This is a genomic window from Nonomuraea mesophila (genome assembly GCF_004352805.1).
Lineage (GTDB): Bacteria > Actinomycetota > Actinomycetes > Streptosporangiales > Streptosporangiaceae > Nonomuraea > Nonomuraea longispora.
This window is the reverse complement of record NZ_SMLD01000028.1, coordinates 37820-55331: the sequence shown is the minus strand read 5'-3', so window position 1 is coordinate 55331 and position 17512 is coordinate 37820. Positions and strand designations below refer to the sequence as shown.

Below are 17512 nucleotides of genomic sequence, written 5' to 3'. Positions count from 1 at the left end.
CCGTTCGCCCGCGCCCTTTCGGCGGCCGCGCCCGGTCAGCCGCGCCCGGTCAAGCGTGAGCCGTGACGCGGCGGCGGGCCTCGGGGACGATCAGCGGCGTGCCCGTCTGCGGGTCCTGGATGATCTCGCAGCGCAGCTCGAACACCTGCCGCACCAGCTCCGGCGTGACGACGTCGCCCGGCTGCCCCTCCGCCACGATCGCGCCGCCGCGCATCACGATGAGGTGGGTCGCGTACCGGCAGGCCTGGTTCAGGTCGTGCAGCACGGCCACCATGGTCCGTCCGGCCTCGTGCAGGTCGGCGCAGAGGTCGAGCACCTCGATCTGGTGGGAGATGTCCAGGAACGTGGTGGGCTCGTCGAGCAGCAGGATCGGCGTCTCCTGCGCCAGCGCCATGGCCAGCCACACCCGCTGCCGCTGGCCGCCCGACAGCTCGTCCACGATCCGGTCGCCGAGCTCGCTCACGTCGGTGGCGCGCATGGCCTCGGCCACCGCCTTCTCGTCGGCTTTCGACCACTGCCGCATGAGCCGCTGGTGCGGGTAGCGGCCGCGGGCCACCAGGTCGGCCACGGTGATGCCGTCGGGCACGATCGAGCTCTGCGGGAGCAGGCCGAGCCGCCTGGCCACCTCCTTCGACGGCAGGGAGGTGATGACGCTCCCGTCGAGGTGCACGGCGCCCGTCCTCGGCTTGAGCATCCTGGCCAGCGCCCGCAGCAGGGTGGACTTGCCGCAGGCGTTCGGGCCGATGATGACGGTGAAGGACTCGTCGGGGATCGACACGTTCAGGTCCGTGGCGACGACGCGCTGGTCGTAGGCGAGCGTGAGGCCGGTGCCGGACAGACGGGAGGCCATCAGCGGAGATCCTTTCGCCGGGGCGGTGGCCATCAGTGGCGGTCCTTTCGCAGGAGCAGGACGAGGTAGGTGCCGCCGATGGCGGCGGTCAGCACGCCGACGGGCAGCTGTGTGGGGGCCAGCAGCCGCTGCGCGGCCAGGTCGGCGGCGGTCAGCAGGACGGCGCCGGTCAGCGCCGAGGCGCCCATCGTCACGCCGGGCGAGCGGGTGAGCCGCCGGGCCAGCTGCGGCGCGGCGAGCGCGACGAAGACGACGGGCCCGGCCGCGGCCGTGGCCACCCCGGACAGCAGCACCCCGGCCGCGATCGCCACCGCGCGTACGGCCTCGACCTTGATGCCCATCGCCTTGGCCGCGTCGTCGCCCATCTCGATCATGCGCATGGGCCGCGACACGTACGCGCACATCGGCAGCAGCACGGCCAGCGCCAGCGCCACGGGAAGGGCGTGGTCCCAGCCGCGCCCGCTCAGGCTGCCCGTCAGCCAGGCGCCCGCGGTGGCGGCGTCGTTGATGTTCGCCCGGGTCAGCAGGTACGAGTTGACCGCGAGCAGCAGCGCGTTCGCCCCGATGCCGACCAGCACCAGCCGGTAGCCCTGCACGCCGCCGCGGTAGGCCAGCGCGTAGACCAGCACGGCGGTGACCAGGCAGCCCGCGAGCGCGCCGCCGGCGATCGTCATGGCGGAGCCGCCGGCGACGACCGCGATGATGCCGCCGGTCGAGGCCCCGGCCGTGAAGCCGATGAAGTCGGGGCTGCCGAGCGGATTCCTGGTGAGGCTCTGGAAGATCGCGCCGCTCAGTCCGAACGCCGCCCCCACCAGCAGTCCCGTCACCACGCGCGGGGCGCGCAGCTTGCCGACGATCAGCTCGGCGACCGGCGGGCCCTGGCCGAGGACCGCGGCGACGATGTCCGGCACGGGCACGGTGTACTCGCCCGTCGCCAGGGCCGCCACGCTCACCGCGCAGGCGAGCACGACCAGCGCGGCCCCGGTGATCAGGGCGCGGGGCGCGAGGCGTACGGACCAGGATCCGAGTCGGATGGTCACAGCGCGGCCACCCGCCTCCGCCTGGCCAGCATGATGAAGATCGGCGCGCCGATCACCGCCCACACGATGCCCACCTGCACCTCGCCCGGCCGCGCGATGAGCCGGCCCGCCACGTCGGCCGCCAGCAGCAGCACGGGCGCGGCCAGCGCCGAGTACGGCAGCACCCACCGCTGGTCGGGCCCCACCACCGCGCGCACGGCGTGCGGCACGATCAGCCCGACGAACCAGAGCGGACCCGCGGCGGCGGTGGCCGCGCCGCACAGCAGCGTGACCGCGACCCCGGTGAGGATCCTGGTGCGGTTGACGGCGACGCCGAGCGCCTTGCCGGCGTCGTCGCCGAGGGCGAGTGTGTTGAGCGGGCGGGCCAGCATCAGGCCGAGCACCAGGCCGGCGGCCATGAACGGCGCCAGCCGCACCAAGGTGTCGGCCGTCTGCCCGGCCAGCGAGCCGGTCAGCCAGAACCGCATGCGGTCGAAGGTCTGGGAGTCCATGCGCAGGATGGCCGAGGCGATCGCCGTGCAGACCATGCCGAACGCCACGCCGCCGAGGGTCAGGCGTACCGGGCTGGAGCCGGAGCGTCCGGAGGAGGCCAGGGCGTAGACGGCGGCGGAGGCCAGCGCGGCCCCGCCGAAGGCGAACCAGACGTAGACGGCGGGGTCGGAGAGCCCGAACAGGCCGAGCGCCAGCGTGACGCCGAGCGCGGCGCCCTCGTTGATGCCGAGCAGCCCGGGGTCGGCGAGCGGGTTGCGGGTCAGGCTCTGCATGAGCGCGCCGGCCAGCCCCAGGGTGGCGCCCACGCCGATGCCGAGCAGCGTGCGCGGGACGCGCAGCTCGCGGATGACCGTGTGGTCGTTGGAGCCGTCGGGGGCCAGGAAGGCGTCGATCACCGTGCCGAACGACACGCCGCGCGCGCCCAGCGCCACGCTGGCCATCGCCACCAGCGCCAGCACGCCCACCGCGACGACGAGCCCGGTGGCGAGGACCGCCGGGCGGCCCCTGCGCGCCGGGGCGCGGGCGGCGCCGGCCTCCTCATCGGCCCCGGCGCCCGGGACGGCCGTCTCCTCAGCCGGACGCACCCGGCCCCCTCTCGTAGCGGTCAAACTTAGGCAAGGCTAATCTAATGGCCTGTAAACAAGGCAAGCCTAACCACCATAGGAGATCGAGATGCCGGGACCCGTACTGCCGCGCAGGGGCTTCCTGTCGGCCACGGCAGGCCTCGCGGCGGCCCTGACACTCGCGGGGTGCGGCGGCACGGAAGGCGGCACGGAAGGCGGCACGGAAGGCGGCACCGGGCCGGCGGCCACGGGCGGTTCCTCCGCCCCGGCGGGCCGGAAGTGGTCGTTCACCGACGACCGCGGCAAGAAGCTGGAGCTGGACAAGCCCCCTGCCCGGATCGTCGCCCAGGTGGGCTCGGCGGCCGCCCTGTGGGACTTCGGCGTACGCCCCATCGCCGTCTTCGGCCCGCACAAGCTCAAGAACGGCGCCAAGGACCCGCAGGTCGGCAACGTCGACATCACCAAGGTCGAGGGCCTGGGCAACGTGTGGGACGAGTTCAACGTGGAGCAGTACATCTCCCTGCAGCCCGACCTCCTGGTCAGCAGCATGTACGTCAAGGGCACCCTCTGGTACGTGCCCGAGAAGTCGAAGGACACCATCGAGCAGGTCGCCCCGACCGCGGGCGTCATGCTCACCGGCAGGAGCGCCACCGACGTGATCGGCACGTACGAGAAGCTGGCCACGTCGCTCGGCGCCGGCATGGAGGGCGTGCCGGAGGCCAAGGCCCGCATGGAGGCGGCCACGGAGCAGCTCGCGCAGTTCAAGGACCTGAAGGTCCTCATGATGTCCGGCGGCCCCGACCAGATGTGGGTGGTCAATCCGCCCGAATATCCCGACATCGTGCATCTCACCGCCGCCGGGCTGAACGTCGTCACGCCGTCCAAGGTGGACGAGGGCGGCTTCTTCCAGACTCTGAGCTGGGAGAACGCCGACACCTACGACGCCGACGTGATCCTCTACGACACGCGCACCCAGTCGCTCAAGCCGGAGGAGATGCTGAAGAAGCCCACCTTCGCCAAGCTGCCCGCGGTCGAGGCCGGCCAGTTCTACCCGTGGCGGGCGGAGGTGCCGTTCAGCTACCACGGGTACGCGGCGTTCCTCGAAGAGCTGGTGGCCAACCTGAAGAAGGCGCGCCCGCTCGGCTGACCGGTCAGCGCACTCCGCAGCGGCGCACCGCGAGGAGGGCCAGCGCGCGGGTGACGGCCAGCAGCTCGCCCAGCGCGACCTGCTCCCTGGGGGCGTGCGCGAACCGCACGTCCCCTGGGCCGTAGTGCAGCGTCGGGATCCCGCCCGCCGTGTACAGGCGCAGGTCGCTGCCGTACGGCGCCGCCGCCTCCACCGGCGCGGCGCCCGTCGTGTCGGCGACCGCCCTGCTCACCTCGCCCAGCAGCTCGTGGCCCGCGGGCAGCCGGCCGCTGGCGAACTGCCCGCCCGGCCACGTCACCACCGGCGGGTTGGCCCGCAGCCAGGGGTGCGCGACCCGCGCGACCGCCTCCTCGAACGCCGCCCGCGCCGCGGCCGGGTCCTCGTCCAGCCGCACCCCGAGCCGACCTTCCGCGACCAGCAGGTCGGGCACGCTGCTGGCCCAGTCGCCGGCCCGCACGGTGCCGATCTCGATCGGGTAGGGCAGGGCGTTGCCGCGGAACACCTCGGGCACGTCGCTGTTGCGCGCCGCCTCCAGCCGCCTGATGGCCTCGAACACCGGCCAGAACACCTCGACCGCGTTGACGCCCTCCTGGCGGGTGGCGCCGTGGGCGGCCCGCCCCGCGAGCTCCAGCCGGAACGTCAGCGCCCCGGCGTTGGCGGTGATGACCGTACCGCTGGTGGGCTCGCTGATGACCGCGGCCTCGGCCGTGTGGCCCCTTTCCAGGGTGGCGAACGCGCCGAGCCCGCCGTCCTCCTCGCTGATCACGCAGTGCACGGCCAGCGGCCTGACCAGCCTGACCCCCGCGCGGTGGATGGCCCTGGCCACGGCCAGGTTGGCGACGAGCCCGGCCTTCATGTCGCACGCGCCCCTGCCGTGCAGCACGTCGCCGCTGATCCTGGCGGCGAACGGGTCGCTGCCCTCCCACTTGGCCAGGTCGCCGGTGGGGACGACGTCCACGTGCCCCTGGAGCGCCAGCGCGGGAACACCCTCCCCCTCGGTCACGGCCACGACGCCGTAGCCCTCGGTGCGCGGGGCCTCGGTGCCGGGGAAGCCGGGACGCCCGGCCAGATCGCCGAGGTCGAGCTTCCAGACGTCGACGTCCATGCCCAGGCCGGTGAGCAGGCGGGCGTAGTGGTGCTGCAGGTCCGACTCGGCGTCGGTGCCGGTGACGCTGGGGACCCTGACGGCTTCGGCCAGCAGGTTCACGGTCTCGGCGGCGTCGATGGCGTCGAGTACGCGGGCTTCTACGTCGTGCACGCTGCATTGTTGCATGCCGCCCGCGATGTCACGTTCTGTCGCGTTCGAGGTGTTGGGGCGGCGTTCAGCCCGCCTCGGCCCGTACGTCGCCGAAACGCACGGCGAAGCCCTTGCCCACGGGGGCGGCGGCCATGGCGCCGGCCATCGCGGGCCTGCCGGGCGGGAAGTAGGCCAGGCGGACCATGGTCTCCGGCGGGTCGCCGTCGAGGCCGTAGCGCACCGTGACCGCGTCGCCCGCGCGTTCCAAGGTGAACGTCACCCGGTCCGCCACGCGCCCGAGCGGCAGCACCGACCAGTCGGAGAACTCCCTCGTCACGACCGTGCTGAGGTGGAAGCCTCCGTCGACGTATTCCACGCCGGCCTTGATCCAGTGGTGCTCGTCGATCCTCAGCAGGGCGCCCGCCTGGTCGTACTGCTCGGCGTAGTCGCCGGTGAACGTGACGGACAGCCGCAGGTCGCCGGGCAGGGTGCGGCCGAACATGTGGGCGCTGTCGTAGGTGTAGCCGTAGTGGGTCTCGCGCCACATGTCGGTGGCCGGGTCGCAGATGAGGCTCAAGCCGTCGTCGGCGGTCCATTCGCGGGGAGGGTTGAGCCAGTGCCAGCCGGTCTCGCCGAAGGCCATGATCATGACGTCATCCTGCCACGGTCACGGCTCCTGGGTAACCGCCCCCGAGGAGGGCGACGGCGGACCCGGGAACCCGGGTGTCGCGCGACTCCTAAACTTGGGCCTGTGGAAGAGCCCAAGTTCGAGATTCAGATGCTGCACGACCGGGTCATGATCAGCACGGAGCAGGAGGCCGGGGAGCGGCGCAGCGGCGCCGGGATCGTCATTCCCGCGACGGTCAAGATGGCCAACCGCCTGGCCTGGGGCGAGGTCTGCGGCGTCGGCACGAACGTGCGCTCGGTCAAGGTCGGCGACAAGGTGCTGTTCAACCCCGAGGACCAGTTCGAGGTCGAGGTGCACGCGCGGGTCTATCTCGTGATGCGCGAGCGCGACCTGCACGCCGTCGCCACGCAGGAGACCGACCACGGCACCGGGCTCTATCTCTGACCCCTATGACGCCGGCGCCGTCCTGACGAAGGAGAGCCAGAGGTCGGCGTTCCACGTCTTCGCGGGCACGTCGGCCAGGACGCGGGTGACCTTCCCCTTGAGGTCGAGCACCGACAGGCGATAGGCGCTCCCGTGCGCGAGCACGGCGATGAGATGCTCGTCGTCCCACCATCCGAACACCGCCCGCGGCGCCGCGCCCACCCGCCCGGCGATTTTTCCCGTGGCCGGGTCGACCAGGCAGAGTTGCTCCTCGAAACGTTCGGGGCACCACGTGGCCAGCCGCTTGCCCGACGGGGAGTAGGCGTCCTCGGGGCCGGTCGGCGGGCCCACGTCGGCGTACGCGCGCACGACCGCCCCGTCGGACGCCCGGTGGACGCGCAGGCCGGTGCCGTGCCGGGAGACGAGCCGACCGTCGGGGCTCCACCAGAAACCGGCGTCCGCACTGAGGCCCTTGATCGTGACCGTGCGGGCGGTCCTGGCGGCCACGTCCACGACGGTGAAGCCGCGCACCCGCCACTTCCCGCCCGCCTTCTGCTCGACCGTGAGCGCGACCTTCCTGCCGTCACGCGACCAGGACGCGTAGGAGGCGGCCATGGGCTTCTTGACGGTGCGGATCGTGGTGGTCCTGCCGGTGGCGCGGTCGGTGACGAGGAGCGCGTCGTGGCCGGACCGGTACGCCGACGGCACCCCCGCCGCCAGGCGGCCGCCGGGTGAGACCGACACCTCGGACAGGGCTTTCCTGTGGGTGAAGGCGTTGCCGGTGGCGGATCTCAGGTAGGTGCGCCGGGTGCCGAGGCCGTAGGCGGTGAGCCGTACGGGATCGCCCGCTTGTTCGCGATATTTCATACCGCCGGTGCCCGGGAGCTCCAGCTCCGCCCGTACGGCTGCCCGCACGGGCAGCGCCGCGGCGGGCGCGACGGCGGTGGGAAGGGTCAGGGACAGCGCGACGGCGATGGTGGCGATCACGCCCGCAGAATAGGCACGAATCCGGGGTTTTCCCGTGCGCGATGCCGACTAGGTATGTACGTAGCTCAGCGCGAACTGGATGACGTCGAAGCCGACCGTACGCAGCCCGAGATAGACGATCACCCCGGCCACGACCACGGTCACGGCGAGCACGACGATGCGCACCGTCCAACCTTGCCGTTTGTACCACTCCGTCCAGGCGTGCAACACGCGCTTGCCGAACTCCAGCACTTTGTGCGCCCAGTGGAACTCCGTGGCCAGCACCGCCAGCCCGGCGAACACCACCAGCCAGCCCGGCCCGGGGAACGGGACCATGATCAGCCCACCGACCACCATGACCGTGCCGATCACGCCGACCACGATCTTCAGCGTCAGCGCGCCCGTACGGGTCGAGCGGATGCCGTCCAACCAGCCCTGGATCCCCCTGCGACGTCCGGGCATACGGGACCGACCGGCGGCCTCCCGTTTGATCACGTCGGCCTCGCCGGTGTCGGAGTTCTGAATCGTCACATTTCCCCCCGGCAATCGATGTGCCCCCCAGGATACGGCGCTGCCTCCGGTCACACTTGCAGACGGCTAGCAAATCACCAAACCCCCAAACAGGTAAAATCTCCTGCTTGGACGGGCTGCTACCGGCAAATATCGGTTAATGTCTGCTATGCCCGACGTTTTGCTCCGCACTGTCACCGGCCCTGTACGCGCGGCCTCCATCGAGGGCGCCGTGCTGCCCCACGAACACCTGCGCACCGACATGCGCTGGGCGGTCGGCATCGAGTCCGACCCGCACCGGTGGCTCGACGAGGAGGCGGCCGTCACCGCGGAACTGCGCGAGCTGCGTCAGTCCGGCGGGCTCTCCCTCGCGGTCGACCTGACGTGCCTGGGCATGGGCCGCGACGCCGGCACCCTGGCCCGGGTCGCCGCCGGCAGCAGGGTGGCGGTGATCGCCTCGACCGGGCTGTTCGCCGATCCGTTCACCACCGTCGGCGACGCGGACACCGACGCCCTCACCGGCCTGCTCATGGAGGAGATCTCCAGCGGCGTCGACGGCACGGGCGTCTTCCCCGGCGTGATCGGGGAGGTCGGCTGCTGGGGCGCGGAACCCACCCCGCGAGAGGAACGGTGCCTGGTCGCCGCCGCCCGCGCCTCGCTCCGGTCCCGCCTGCCGGTCGCCACGCACGGCAGGAACGCCCTGTCCCTGCTGGAGATCCTGCTCGGCGAGAACCTGCCGGGCTCCCGGGTGGCCGTCGGCTACGCCGGAGCCGAACCGGCCGCCGCCAGGAAGATCGCCGAAGCGGGCGCGTACGTGAGCCTCGGTGTGCTCGGCCTCGGCCCCGACCAGGCGGCCAGGATCGCGCTCGGCCTCATCGAGGACGGGCTCGCCGACCGCCTCCTCCTCAGCACGGGGCTGAGCCGGGTGGCGCAGACCCGCAAGTACGGCGGGCCCGGCTACGCCCACCTCTTCCACGACCTGCTGCCGCGCCTGCGCGACGCGGACGTGGGCGAGGACACCATCCGCCTGGTCACGCACGACAACCCGCTGCGCTGGCTGACCTCCGGCCTGACTTGACCTCCACCTATGTCAAGGTTGCAGACTGCAGGGCATGATCTTCACACCAGCTGAACTCGACTACCTGTCCACGCAGCGCCTCGGCCGCCTGGCCACGGTCGCCCCCGACGGGCAGGTGCAGAACAATCCCACCGGGTTCTTCGTCGATGCGGACACCGGCACGATCATCATCGGCGGGCACGCCCTCGGCGCGTCCAAGAAGTTCAGGAACATCCAGGCGGGCAGCACGGTCGCGTTCGTCGTGGACGACCTGGCCTCGGAGGACCCGTGGGTGGTGCGGGGCATCGAGATCCGCGGCACCGCGCAGGCCCTGACGGACCACGACCCACCCGTGCCGTTCTTCTCGAGTGAGGTCATCCGGATCACCCCCGCCAAGATCGTCTCGTGGGGTGTGGACGGGCCCCGTACGAGCCGGGCGGTGTGACGCTCACCGGGCTCCGCTCCTAGGGTGGCGGCATGGCGTACGGCATGGTGACGGCATGGGTGGTCAGCGGGCCGCCGGGCGCGGGCAAGTCCTCGGTGGCCGCCGCGCTGCTCGCCCGGCTCGACCCGGTGCCCGCCCTGCTCGACAAGGACACCGTCTACGGCGACTTCGTGGCGGGGCTCCTGCGCGCCCACGGCAGGCCCGACGGCGAGCGCGAGGGCCCCTGGTACGACGAGAACGTCAAGCGCCACGAATACGCCGGCCTGACGAGGACCGCCAGGCAGATCCGCGGTCACGGCTGCCCGGTGCTGCTCGACGGCCCGTTCACCACGCAGGTGCACGATTCGGCGCGGTGGGCGGAGTGGGCGGCGGAGCTGGGCGGGCCGCCGGTGCGGCTGCTGTGGGTGCGCTCCGACGGGCCGACGCTGCGCGAACGTCTCACCGCACGCGGTCTGGCTCGTGACGCGGGCAAGCTCGCCGCTTTCGACGCCTACCTGCGCGCCATCCGGGTGAACGAGCCGCCGGCCGTACCTCACCTGGAGCTCGACAACCGCCGCGGCGCGCCGCCGATCGCGGACCAGCTGACGGCGGCGGGGATACCGCCGGGAGCGCGGTCAGCAGATCACGGGTTCACCCGGTAGTCGTCGTCCCGTGTGTCCAGGATCGCCATGTGCCCCGGCAGGTGGCCGATCGCGTACTCGACCTTGCCGGCCATCACCGCGGCCTGAGGCGTCACGCCGCACGCCCAGAACACGGGCGTCTCCCCCGCCCGCACCTCGACGGGGTCGCCGAAGTCGGGCCTGGCCAGGTCGGCGATCCCGATCGCCGACGGGTCGCCCACGTGCACGGGCGCGCCGTGCACCATCGGATAGCGGCCGCTCACCTCGACGGCCGTCTTCACGAGGTGCTCGGGCACCGGCCGCATCGACACGACGAGCGGCCCCGCCAGGCTGCCGACGGGTTCGCAGGCGACGCCGGTGACGTACATCGGCACGTTCGTCCCCAGCTCCAGGTGCCGCATCGGCACCCCGGCGGCCAGCAGCGCCCGCTCGAACGTGAAGCTGCAGCCGATGAGGACCGGCACCAGGTCGTCACGCCACTCGGCCACCGCGTCGTCGAGGTCGGCGACCGCCACGCCGTCGCGGTAGAGCCGGTAGCCGGGCAGGTCGGTACGCAGGTCGCCGGGGAACAGCCGGGTGGACCAGGCGCCCGGCTCCCCCACGTCGAGCACCGGGCACGCCCGCGGGTTGAGGTGGGCGAACAGCAGCAGGTCGTAGCCGAGCCGCCGCGGCACGGCGATCAGGTTGGCCTGGGTCCAGCCCCGGCACCAGCCCGCGGTGGGCACCCGCTCGCCGGCGCGGAAGCGCTCGCGCGCCTGTTCGGGACTCAGGTCGGCGACGTCCACCTCTTGACGTTATGGCCGCCGCGTGCCGGGGTCCATCACCGCGTCCGCTACGTGATATTGCGAATCTGCGGGTTGTGGGTGGCGGTGCGGCTAGACGTGAACCGATCGGCGCGGTCCCCGGCATCGTGCGGGTCCTGCGGTTGCCAGGACGCCCGTCAGTACTCGACCTCGAACGTGTGCCGGCCCAGCGCGTACCCCTCGCCCTTGGGCAGCACGTGGCCGTGCTCGATGAGCGTGGTCAGGCTCTTGCGCACGTCGTCCTCGTCCAGGTCCGTGGCCCGTACCAGCCCGTCGAACCCCGCGCTTCCGTGCTCGACCGTCTGGGAGGCCACCGCCTCGTACACGTGGATGTCCACATCCGACAGGGACTGGACATCGTGGCTCTCTGTCATCATCGTTGTCTCGCCCCCTCCCTCAACCGCATCGGGTCGACCTCGCGCTCGGGGTGGCGCCGGAGGTATTCGGCCTCCAGTTCGTCGGTACGCGACGTGTGCGTCGTCAGAGCGTCGTCCGATCCGTGGAAGAACGTGTCGCTCCGCGTGGCGTGCAGTTGCCGCAGCTCACGCACCAGATCGTCGTCGCTGAGCTCGCCCGCGTCTATTCCCATCGTCGTCATGGGCTCCCACTACCCCAGAAGACCAGCAACAATATCTGTCACATTTCCTGACATTTAGGCATTGTTTGTAAGACATCGCCGCCTTACCTTCCCGTTATGGACCTCGAGCTCAGGCACCTCAGGATCGTGCGCGCGGTCGCGGACGCGGGAAGTGTGAGCAAGGCCGCGTCCCTGCTCGGGCTGGCACAGCCGGCCCTCACTGCCCAGCTCAAGCGCATCGAGAGGGTGCTCGGCGGCGCCCTGTTCGAGCGCGACCGCCGCGGCGCCCGGCCCACCCGGCTCGGCGAGCTGGTGCTCGCCAGGGCACGCGTACTGCTGCCCGCCGCCAAGGAACTCCAGGACGAAGCGCTGCGCTTCGCCCAGGCACCCTCCCCCGGCTTCCGCATCGGCGCCACCAACGGCCCCATACTCGGGGGCCTGGTCGACCGCCTCGCCGCGGAGCGCACGATCAGCACGTACACCTCGTGGTCGACGCACGAGCTGAACAGCATGGCCGAGCTCGGCCGCCTCGACTACGTACTGACCGGCGCCTGCGGCGACTCCGGCACCCCCACCGGCTCGCTCCTGTGGGAGACGATCAGCGTCGACCCCGTCTTCTGCCTGGTGGCCGAGAACCATCCCGTCGCCAAGGAGAAAGAGATCGAACTCGCCGAACTCGCCGAGGAGCAGTGGGCGGTCACGCCGGGGGACGGCTGCTTCGCCGACTGCTTCGCCATGGCCTGCGCCAGGGCCGGCTTCACACCTGGCACGATCTACGAGACGGACGTACCGACGTGCACGCACCTGGCGCAGGTCGGCCGGGCCGCCGTCCTGTGCCAGGCCACCCACCAGCCCGCCCAGGGCCTGGTCATGGTGCCGCTGGCCGGCGCGCCACTGCGCTGGCGGCAACTCCTCGGCCGCCACCCCACCGCCCCCGACGCCGCCTGGGTGGTGGCCCAGGCGAAACAGGCCCACATGGACGCCGTACGCAAGAGCCCGGTCTACAACGACTGGCTCGTACGTAACCCGGGATACGGAACCGCTCCATAACACCGCTTCCTGGGCACCGCGGCTCTCCACCGCTCCGGGCTCCACCATCGCCTTGCCTTCAGCGCGCCCCCGGCAGCGAGGAGATCCTCCCTGCCCGGAGCGTCCGCGCTGATCACCCTCACGACCGGCGACCTTGCCGTGCCCACGACCCGCCCCGCCGCCCGTACCGGCCAGGCCGACGCCTTGGGACCGCTTGCCACACGACCTGCCGCCCGGCAGCGCGACCTACTACTCCTTCGCCAAGTGGCGTGACGACGGCACCGGCGCCTGGTCCGCGACCATGGTGTCCTGCCGGGCACAGCGACATCAGCCGGCGCCGCAGACGTCCCGGTACGGCACGTCCTTGAGGTACCGCTGCCATTCCTGCGGGTTCAGGGTGCGGCCCGCGCGGTCGCACACCTGCCTGGCCACTTCCGCCTGGCCGATCGGGATGCGGGTGATCGTGGTCGAGTGGTTGCCCGAGACGTACAGGGTCTGGTCGTCCTCGCTGAAGGCGAGCCGGTCGAGGATGTCGATCGGGAAGGAGGCAAGGCGTTCGCGGGTGGTGACGTCCCAGAGCTGGACGGTGTAGACGTCGTTGAACGTCTCGCCCATGGATCTCCCGATCAACGCCAGCAGGGAGCCGTCGTGGCTGAAGCGCATCGCCTCCACCTGGGCGTCGCCGGCCACGCGGAGCGCGGGGGGCAGCTCTGAGCCCTTCGTGAGGTCCCAGAGCTCGACCGTACGCGCGCCGAGGGCGAGCAGCGGTGCGGCGGGGCTGACGGCGACGACCAGGCCCGAGCGGTTGAAGCCGGGGCCTGCCGGCTTGCCGGTGGTGAGGTCGTAGATCGTGCCCGCGGCCGTCACCACCGCCGTGCCGTCCGGAGTGGGGACGATCGTGCCCGTGGCGGTGGCGAGGCGGTGGCGGGCCAGCGGGCGGCCGGTGCCGGCGGCGAGGACGACCAGCTCGTTACGGGCGTCGCGCTGGCTCTGCTCCGTGAGCGACAGCACCAGCCGGGTGCCGTCGGGTGTGAAGGTCTTGGACAGGACAGTTTGCGAGCCGGGCAGCACGTGGCGCCAGAGGCGGCGGCCGGTGGCGACGTCCCAGAGGGCGACCGAGGAGTCCGTGCCGTCGGCGGCCAGCCTTCTTCCCGACGGGTCGAACAGCGCACCGGACGCGCCCTCGCTGCCGGACAGCGGTGGGCCGAGGCGGCGGTTGTCCCAGACGCGGACCGCGCTCCCGTCCTTGGCCGTGGCGGCCAGGCGGCCGTCCTGGGCGAAGGCGGTCACCTGGTGGCCGCCGGGGAGCCGGACCGAGGAGAGGCGGGAGCCGAGGTCGGCGGTGATGGTCGAGCTGTCGAGCAGGTAGCGGACGGTGCGGCCGTCGCCTTCGGGCCAGGCGTCCTCGGGCTCGCCCTCGGCGTGGTGGACGGCCAGCTCGTCGCCGGTGGCGGCGTCCCAGAGGTGCAGGGTACGTCCCTCGACGCCGAGCAGGTGGCGGCCGTCGGCGCTGAGACGCAGGCGGGCTCCTGGCAGGTCCTTGGCGGCCGACGCCTGCCAGAACGGCCGGTCCTCGTCCGGCACCTTGGTCCCTGACGCGAGGTCCCACGCCTCGACGTCGCCGTTCGCGCAGAGCAGCCGCCTGCTGTCCGGCGTGAACGTCACCACCGACCCGCACCTCTTCGGCAGGCGGGTGTCCACGGTGAGGCCGGGCAGGCGGATCACCTTCAGCCCGCCCTGGTTCATCTCCACCCCGGCGATGTAGGCGCCGGACGGCGCGATCGCCGGTGCGTGGTCGGCCTGCAGCCGCGGCTTGGAGGACGCGCCGGTCCTGGTGTCCCACAGGAGCTCCAGGGTGTTCTCGCGCATGATGGCGGCCAGGCTCTCGTGCCCGTCGAAGACGACGTGCACGCCGGGGCTGCCGTCGCCGACGCGGTGCTCGCGCAGCTTTCTGCCCGTCGCGGTGTCCCAGGCGGAGGCGGTCTGCCGGCTGACGACCACCAGCGTCCGCCCGCTCGGGCTGAGCGCCGCCGCGGTGGGCAGCGCGTTCATGCCGTCGGACCAGCGCCAGAACGAGGTCTGCCGCTCGGTGGGGACGTCATAGACGCGTACGCCGTCCTCACCCGCGATGGCCCGGACCCGGCCGCTCGCCGACGAGGCCGTGGCCGAGACGCCCTTCGCGCCGGGGTCGCGGAAGACGGCGCTCTCCGGCATGGTCAGCGAGGACGTCAGGCTGCGCCGCGTGTCGGCGCCGGGGGCGAGCCGCCAGCCGGCCACGCTGAGCAGCATCGCCGTGGCCGGGTCGGTCGTCCGCAGCCGGTCGGCCTCCGCCGCGGCCTGCCGTCCGACGGCCTGGTCGCGCTGCGTGGCCTGCACGCGGCTCTGCTCGGCCACCTGCCTGCCCTGCAGCACGGCGAGGCCGCCCGCCGCGAGCGCCACCGCCAGCAGCCCGGCCAGCGCCGCCGTGGTCAGCCGCCTGCGGCGCACCCGCCGCCTGGCCAGGCCGGTGCCGGCGGCCAGGAAGTCGCGTTCGCGCGGGGTGAGGGTGATGTGCCGGCGTCCGGTGGCGGCCCAGGTCAGCGCCTGGTCCAGGCGGGTGCCCTGGAGCAGGTCTCCGTCCTTGCGGCCGTTGTCGTCCCAGTGGCGGGCGGCGTCGCTGATGCGGGCCAGCACGGCGAGCCCGTCGCGGTCGCCGTCCACCCACAGGCGCAGGCGCGGCCAGGCGCGCAGCAGCGCGGGGCGCGACAGGCGTACGGCGTCGTCCTGCTGCGTCACCAGGTAGGAGAACGCGTGCAGGATGTGTTCGATGGCCCTGACCTCACGTTCCGAGCGGCCGGCGAGCAGGTCCTGTTTCAGCGCCTGGCGTACGGTCTCGTGGCCGTCGTCGGTCACCGTCACCAGGCGGAGGAAGATCCCGGCGGCCAGCTCCCGCTCGTCGGGGGTGAGCGCGCCGAAGGCGTCCTCGGCGATCGTGCCGAGCGCAGGATCGGCCTGCTCGGGCACGTGCACGCCCCGCGCGGCGCGGCTGCCCGCGCTCAGCAGTCCCTCGATGCCCGCGTTCCCCCCGCTGACCAGGGCGAGCAGCAGGTCACGGGCGGCGGGGCGGGTCGCCGGGTCCTTGTCCAGCGCCGCGGAGACCAGCGAGGCCAGCCGGGGCGGCAGCGCGCCCAGGTCGGGGTGGTGCGACAGCACGCGGTGCATGACGCCGCCGAGGTTGTCGGCCCTGAACGGGTCCTCACCCGTCGCGGCGAACACCATGATCGCGCCCCAGGCGAACACGTCGGCCGCCGCCTCCGCGCGCCGCCCGGTGAAGACCTCGGGCGCCATGTACGTGGGCGTCCCCGCCACCTCGCCGGTCTGGGTGAGCGACATCTCCTGGGTACGCGCGATGCCGAAGTCGATCACGCGCGGGCCGTCGGCGCCGATCAGCACGTTGTCCGGCTTCAGGTCGCGGTGGATGACCCCTGCCTCGTGCACGGCGGTCAGGGCGGTGGCGACGGCGGTGGCGAGCCTGTGCAGGTCGTCGCCGGTGAACCTGCGGCCCCGCTCGACCACCTGGCGCAGGCTCGGGCCTGGCACGTACTCGCTGACGATGTACGGCCGCGCGCCCGACATGTCCGAGGCCAGCACCCGCGCCGTGCAGAACGACGCCACCCGCCGCGCCGCCGTCGCCTCCTTGGCGAACCGGTCGCGGCTCGCTGGGCTGTCGACCGCGTGGAGGACCTTGAGCGCGACCCGCCGCCCGTCGCCGTCGTAGGCGTCGTAGACGACGCCTTGGCCCCCCGAGCCGAGCCGCCCGGCGATCCAGTAGTCCCCGATGCGCTGCGGATCCCCGGCACTGAGCGTTTCCACGGCGTGTTAGATGTTCGCCCGGCCGACATGGTTCGACGTGTCCGGAAAGGCGGATCCCGTTCGCCACCAGGGTGAACCACGCTCCGAGGAGCATGTGATGGGGCATGGCCGGTAGACCTGGCCTATCGGAGGTAGCCGGCACGTGGGAGGGCGTTGTGTGAGTTGATGTCCATGATGGCACTGTGATCGAATTAATTCGCAGCGTTACCGCCGATTGGCGAACTCGGATGTGTGGGCATGGCCGGGTGAGCGAGCGAAAGCCGTACCCGAGCGACTTATCCGACGAACAATGGGCGTTGATCGAGCCGATCATCAGCAACACCACCGCAGCCGGGCCGCCCCACGCACGACCACCGCGCCGACGGACCACCGGCACCGCTCAGACCAGGTCGAACTCCCACCCCGGCTGCCATTCGAACGATCGGACAAGTTCCTCCAGCGGCGTACCGCGCAGCAGGTTCTGCAGCGCCCATAAGTTCGCGGTGTGCGCCACCACCAGCACAGTCAGCCCCTGCCACTCCCTCATCACATCCCGCAGGAACGCCGCCGTCTCGGCGACCACCTGCCGGTAGCTCTGCCCTCCCGGCCAGGGGATGTCGACGTACCTGCTCCGCAACGCCGCGACCTCACTCACCGGCCGCCCGTTGTAGATCCCGTAGTCGCACTCCCTGAGCCGCCGGTCCAGCTTGATCTCCTTGCCGGTCCCCCCGAAGGCGATCTCGGCCGTCTCCACGGACCGCCGCAGGTCAGACGAGTACACGACATCGACCTTCCGCCGCCGCGCCCCCAGCTCCACCGCTTGGGCACGCCCGAGCGAGGACAACTCGCCCGGCAACCATCCGGTGGCGATGCCCGTCTCGTTGTCCACGGTGGTGGAGTGGGCCTCGTAGATCAGTTTGACAGCCACGCCCAGACCGTACCGGCCTTACCTGCGTACCTGCTGAGAATATCCCCGGCCTCCCACACCCCCGTGGCAGCGTTCCACAGACGCCGCCGAGACCCGAAAAATGATCGTCTTCGTCTCCACCAACTCGTTCGGGCGTGGAATGATGTGTGCGGAGGTCCACCCTCCCGTCCGGCCGGGCACCACAAGCGGTTCACATGCTTTAGCCTTAGCATGCGCGAGGCAGCAGCATGATCGTTCTGACGCCCACCGCACGTCACACAACTGAATCCAGGGGCGGTAGCTCAGCCGGTCAGAGCATCGGACTCATAATCCGTGGGTCGTGGGTTCAAGTCCCACCCGCCCTACTACGCTGACCTGCGGCTTTAC

The 17512-nt window shown here is 71.9% G+C and carries 18 protein-coding genes, 1 tRNA gene and 1 pseudogene; 8 read left to right on the top strand and 12 right to left on the bottom strand.

Going from position 1 to position 17512, the window contains the following annotated elements:
• Positions 1–49: 49 nt before the first annotated feature.
• Genes E1295_RS13700 through E1295_RS13690 form a run of 3 tightly spaced genes read right to left on the bottom strand, consistent with a single transcriptional unit; the run spans position 50 to position 2966 of the window.
• Positions 50–850, bottom strand: a complete 801-nt coding sequence (locus E1295_RS13700; protein WP_220448690.1) for an ABC transporter ATP-binding protein — start codon at positions 848–850, stop codon at positions 50–52.
• A gap of 32 nt (positions 851–882) precedes the next feature.
• Entirely contained in the window at positions 883–1890 is a 1008-nt protein-coding gene (locus E1295_RS13695) for a FecCD family ABC transporter permease (protein ID WP_132630640.1), read from the bottom strand.
• Complete coding sequence (locus E1295_RS13690) at positions 1887–2966, bottom strand: FecCD family ABC transporter permease (protein WP_246080025.1); 1080 nt, start codon at positions 2964–2966, stop codon at positions 1887–1889. The genes E1295_RS13695 and E1295_RS13690 overlap by 4 nt, the downstream gene beginning before the upstream one ends.
• Before the next feature lie 88 nt (positions 2967–3054).
• Here E1295_RS13690 and E1295_RS13685 point away from each other — a divergent pair, with 88 nt between their 5' ends.
• On the top strand, positions 3055–4092 hold the full coding sequence (locus tag E1295_RS13685) for an ABC transporter substrate-binding protein (protein WP_132630639.1): 1038 nt from the start codon (positions 3055–3057) through the stop codon (positions 4090–4092).
• Positions 4093–4096: 4 nt separating this feature from the next.
• Here E1295_RS13685 and E1295_RS13680 read toward each other — a convergent pair whose 3' ends face one another.
• Entirely contained in the window at positions 4097–5350 is a 1254-nt protein-coding gene (locus tag E1295_RS13680) for an ArgE/DapE family deacylase (RefSeq protein WP_246080024.1), read from the bottom strand.
• 64 nt (positions 5351–5414) lie between these two features.
• Positions 5415–5978 carry a DUF1349 domain-containing protein gene (locus E1295_RS13675; protein ID WP_132630637.1) on the bottom strand — a complete coding sequence of 188 codons (564 nt, stop codon included), beginning with the start codon at positions 5976–5978 and terminating at the stop codon, positions 5415–5417.
• A 102-nt stretch (positions 5979–6080) separates the two neighbouring features.
• On the opposite strand from E1295_RS13675, the gene E1295_RS13670 reads away from it, so the two are divergent.
• Positions 6081–6401 (top strand): GroES family chaperonin, encoded by a 321-nt coding sequence (locus E1295_RS13670; protein ID WP_181957985.1) that lies wholly within the window; start codon positions 6081–6083, stop codon positions 6399–6401.
• A 3-nt stretch (positions 6402–6404) separates the two neighbouring features.
• Here E1295_RS13670 and E1295_RS13665 read toward each other — a convergent pair whose 3' ends face one another.
• Together E1295_RS13665 and E1295_RS13660 are read right to left on the bottom strand one after the other, a co-directional pair.
• Positions 6405–7367 carry a TolB family protein gene (locus E1295_RS13665; protein WP_132630636.1) on the bottom strand — a complete coding sequence of 321 codons (963 nt, stop codon included), beginning with the start codon at positions 7365–7367 and terminating at the stop codon, positions 6405–6407.
• A 48-nt stretch (positions 7368–7415) separates the two neighbouring features.
• Complete coding sequence (locus E1295_RS13660) at positions 7416–7877, bottom strand: TIGR02611 family protein (protein ID WP_132630635.1); 462 nt, start codon at positions 7875–7877, stop codon at positions 7416–7418.
• A 160-nt stretch (positions 7878–8037) separates the two neighbouring features.
• Between E1295_RS13660 and E1295_RS13655 the strand changes: the two genes are divergently transcribed.
• The 3 genes from E1295_RS13655 to E1295_RS13645 are packed head-to-tail and all read left to right on the top strand — an operon-like array spanning position 8038 to position 9999.
• A complete protein-coding gene (locus E1295_RS13655) occupies positions 8038–8934 on the top strand; it encodes a phosphotriesterase family protein (protein ID WP_342775864.1) in 897 nt (298 codons plus the stop codon).
• A 34-nt stretch (positions 8935–8968) separates the two neighbouring features.
• Positions 8969–9358, top strand: coding sequence for a PPOX class F420-dependent oxidoreductase (locus E1295_RS13650; RefSeq protein WP_181957984.1), 390 nt, complete (start codon positions 8969–8971; stop codon positions 9356–9358).
• A gap of 32 nt (positions 9359–9390) precedes the next feature.
• Positions 9391–9999, top strand: coding sequence for a P-loop nucleotide/nucleoside kinase family protein (locus E1295_RS13645; protein ID WP_246080023.1), 609 nt, complete (start codon positions 9391–9393; stop codon positions 9997–9999).
• Here E1295_RS13645 and E1295_RS13640 read toward each other — a convergent pair.
• From E1295_RS13640 to E1295_RS13630, 3 genes are all read right to left on the bottom strand, one after another.
• Positions 9981–10763, bottom strand: a complete 783-nt coding sequence (locus E1295_RS13640; protein ID WP_220448689.1) for a putative hydro-lyase — start codon at positions 10761–10763, stop codon at positions 9981–9983. The two genes, E1295_RS13645 and E1295_RS13640, sit on opposite strands and share 19 nt — an antisense overlap.
• A gap of 155 nt (positions 10764–10918) precedes the next feature.
• The gene (locus tag E1295_RS13635) at positions 10919–11158 is read right to left on the bottom strand and encodes a hypothetical protein (RefSeq protein ID WP_132630633.1); all 240 of its coding nucleotides are present in this window, start codon (positions 11156–11158) and stop codon (positions 10919–10921) included.
• A complete protein-coding gene (locus tag E1295_RS13630; protein ID WP_132630632.1) occupies positions 11155–11379 on the bottom strand; it encodes a DUF6158 family protein in 225 nt (74 codons plus the stop codon). The genes E1295_RS13635 and E1295_RS13630 overlap by 4 nt, the downstream gene beginning before the upstream one ends.
• A gap of 96 nt (positions 11380–11475) precedes the next feature.
• Between E1295_RS13630 and E1295_RS13625 the strand changes: the two genes are divergently transcribed.
• Positions 11476–12408, top strand: a complete 933-nt coding sequence (locus E1295_RS13625; protein ID WP_132630631.1) for a LysR family transcriptional regulator — start codon at positions 11476–11478, stop codon at positions 12406–12408.
• Between the two features lie 306 nt (positions 12409–12714).
• Here E1295_RS13625 and E1295_RS13615 read toward each other — a convergent pair whose 3' ends face one another.
• The gene (locus E1295_RS13615; protein WP_132630630.1) at positions 12715–16239 is read right to left on the bottom strand and encodes a WD40 repeat domain-containing serine/threonine protein kinase; all 3525 of its coding nucleotides are present in this window, start codon (positions 16237–16239) and stop codon (positions 12715–12717) included.
• Between the two features lie 245 nt (positions 16240–16484).
• On the opposite strand from E1295_RS13615, the pseudogene E1295_RS52420 reads away from it, so the two are divergent.
• Positions 16485–16622: pseudogene (locus E1295_RS52420) on the top strand (transposase); the annotation flags it as partial.
• On the opposite strand, the gene E1295_RS13610 reads toward E1295_RS52420, so the two are convergent.
• Positions 16619–17107, bottom strand: a complete 489-nt coding sequence (locus tag E1295_RS13610; RefSeq protein WP_425465340.1) for a histidine phosphatase family protein — start codon at positions 17105–17107, stop codon at positions 16619–16621. The pseudogene E1295_RS52420 and the gene E1295_RS13610 sit on opposite strands and share 4 nt — an antisense overlap.
• A gap of 309 nt (positions 17108–17416) precedes the next feature.
• Here E1295_RS13610 and E1295_RS13605 point away from each other — a divergent pair.
• Positions 17417–17490 (top strand) — tRNA-Ile (locus tag E1295_RS13605).
• Positions 17491–17512 lie beyond the last annotated feature (22 nt).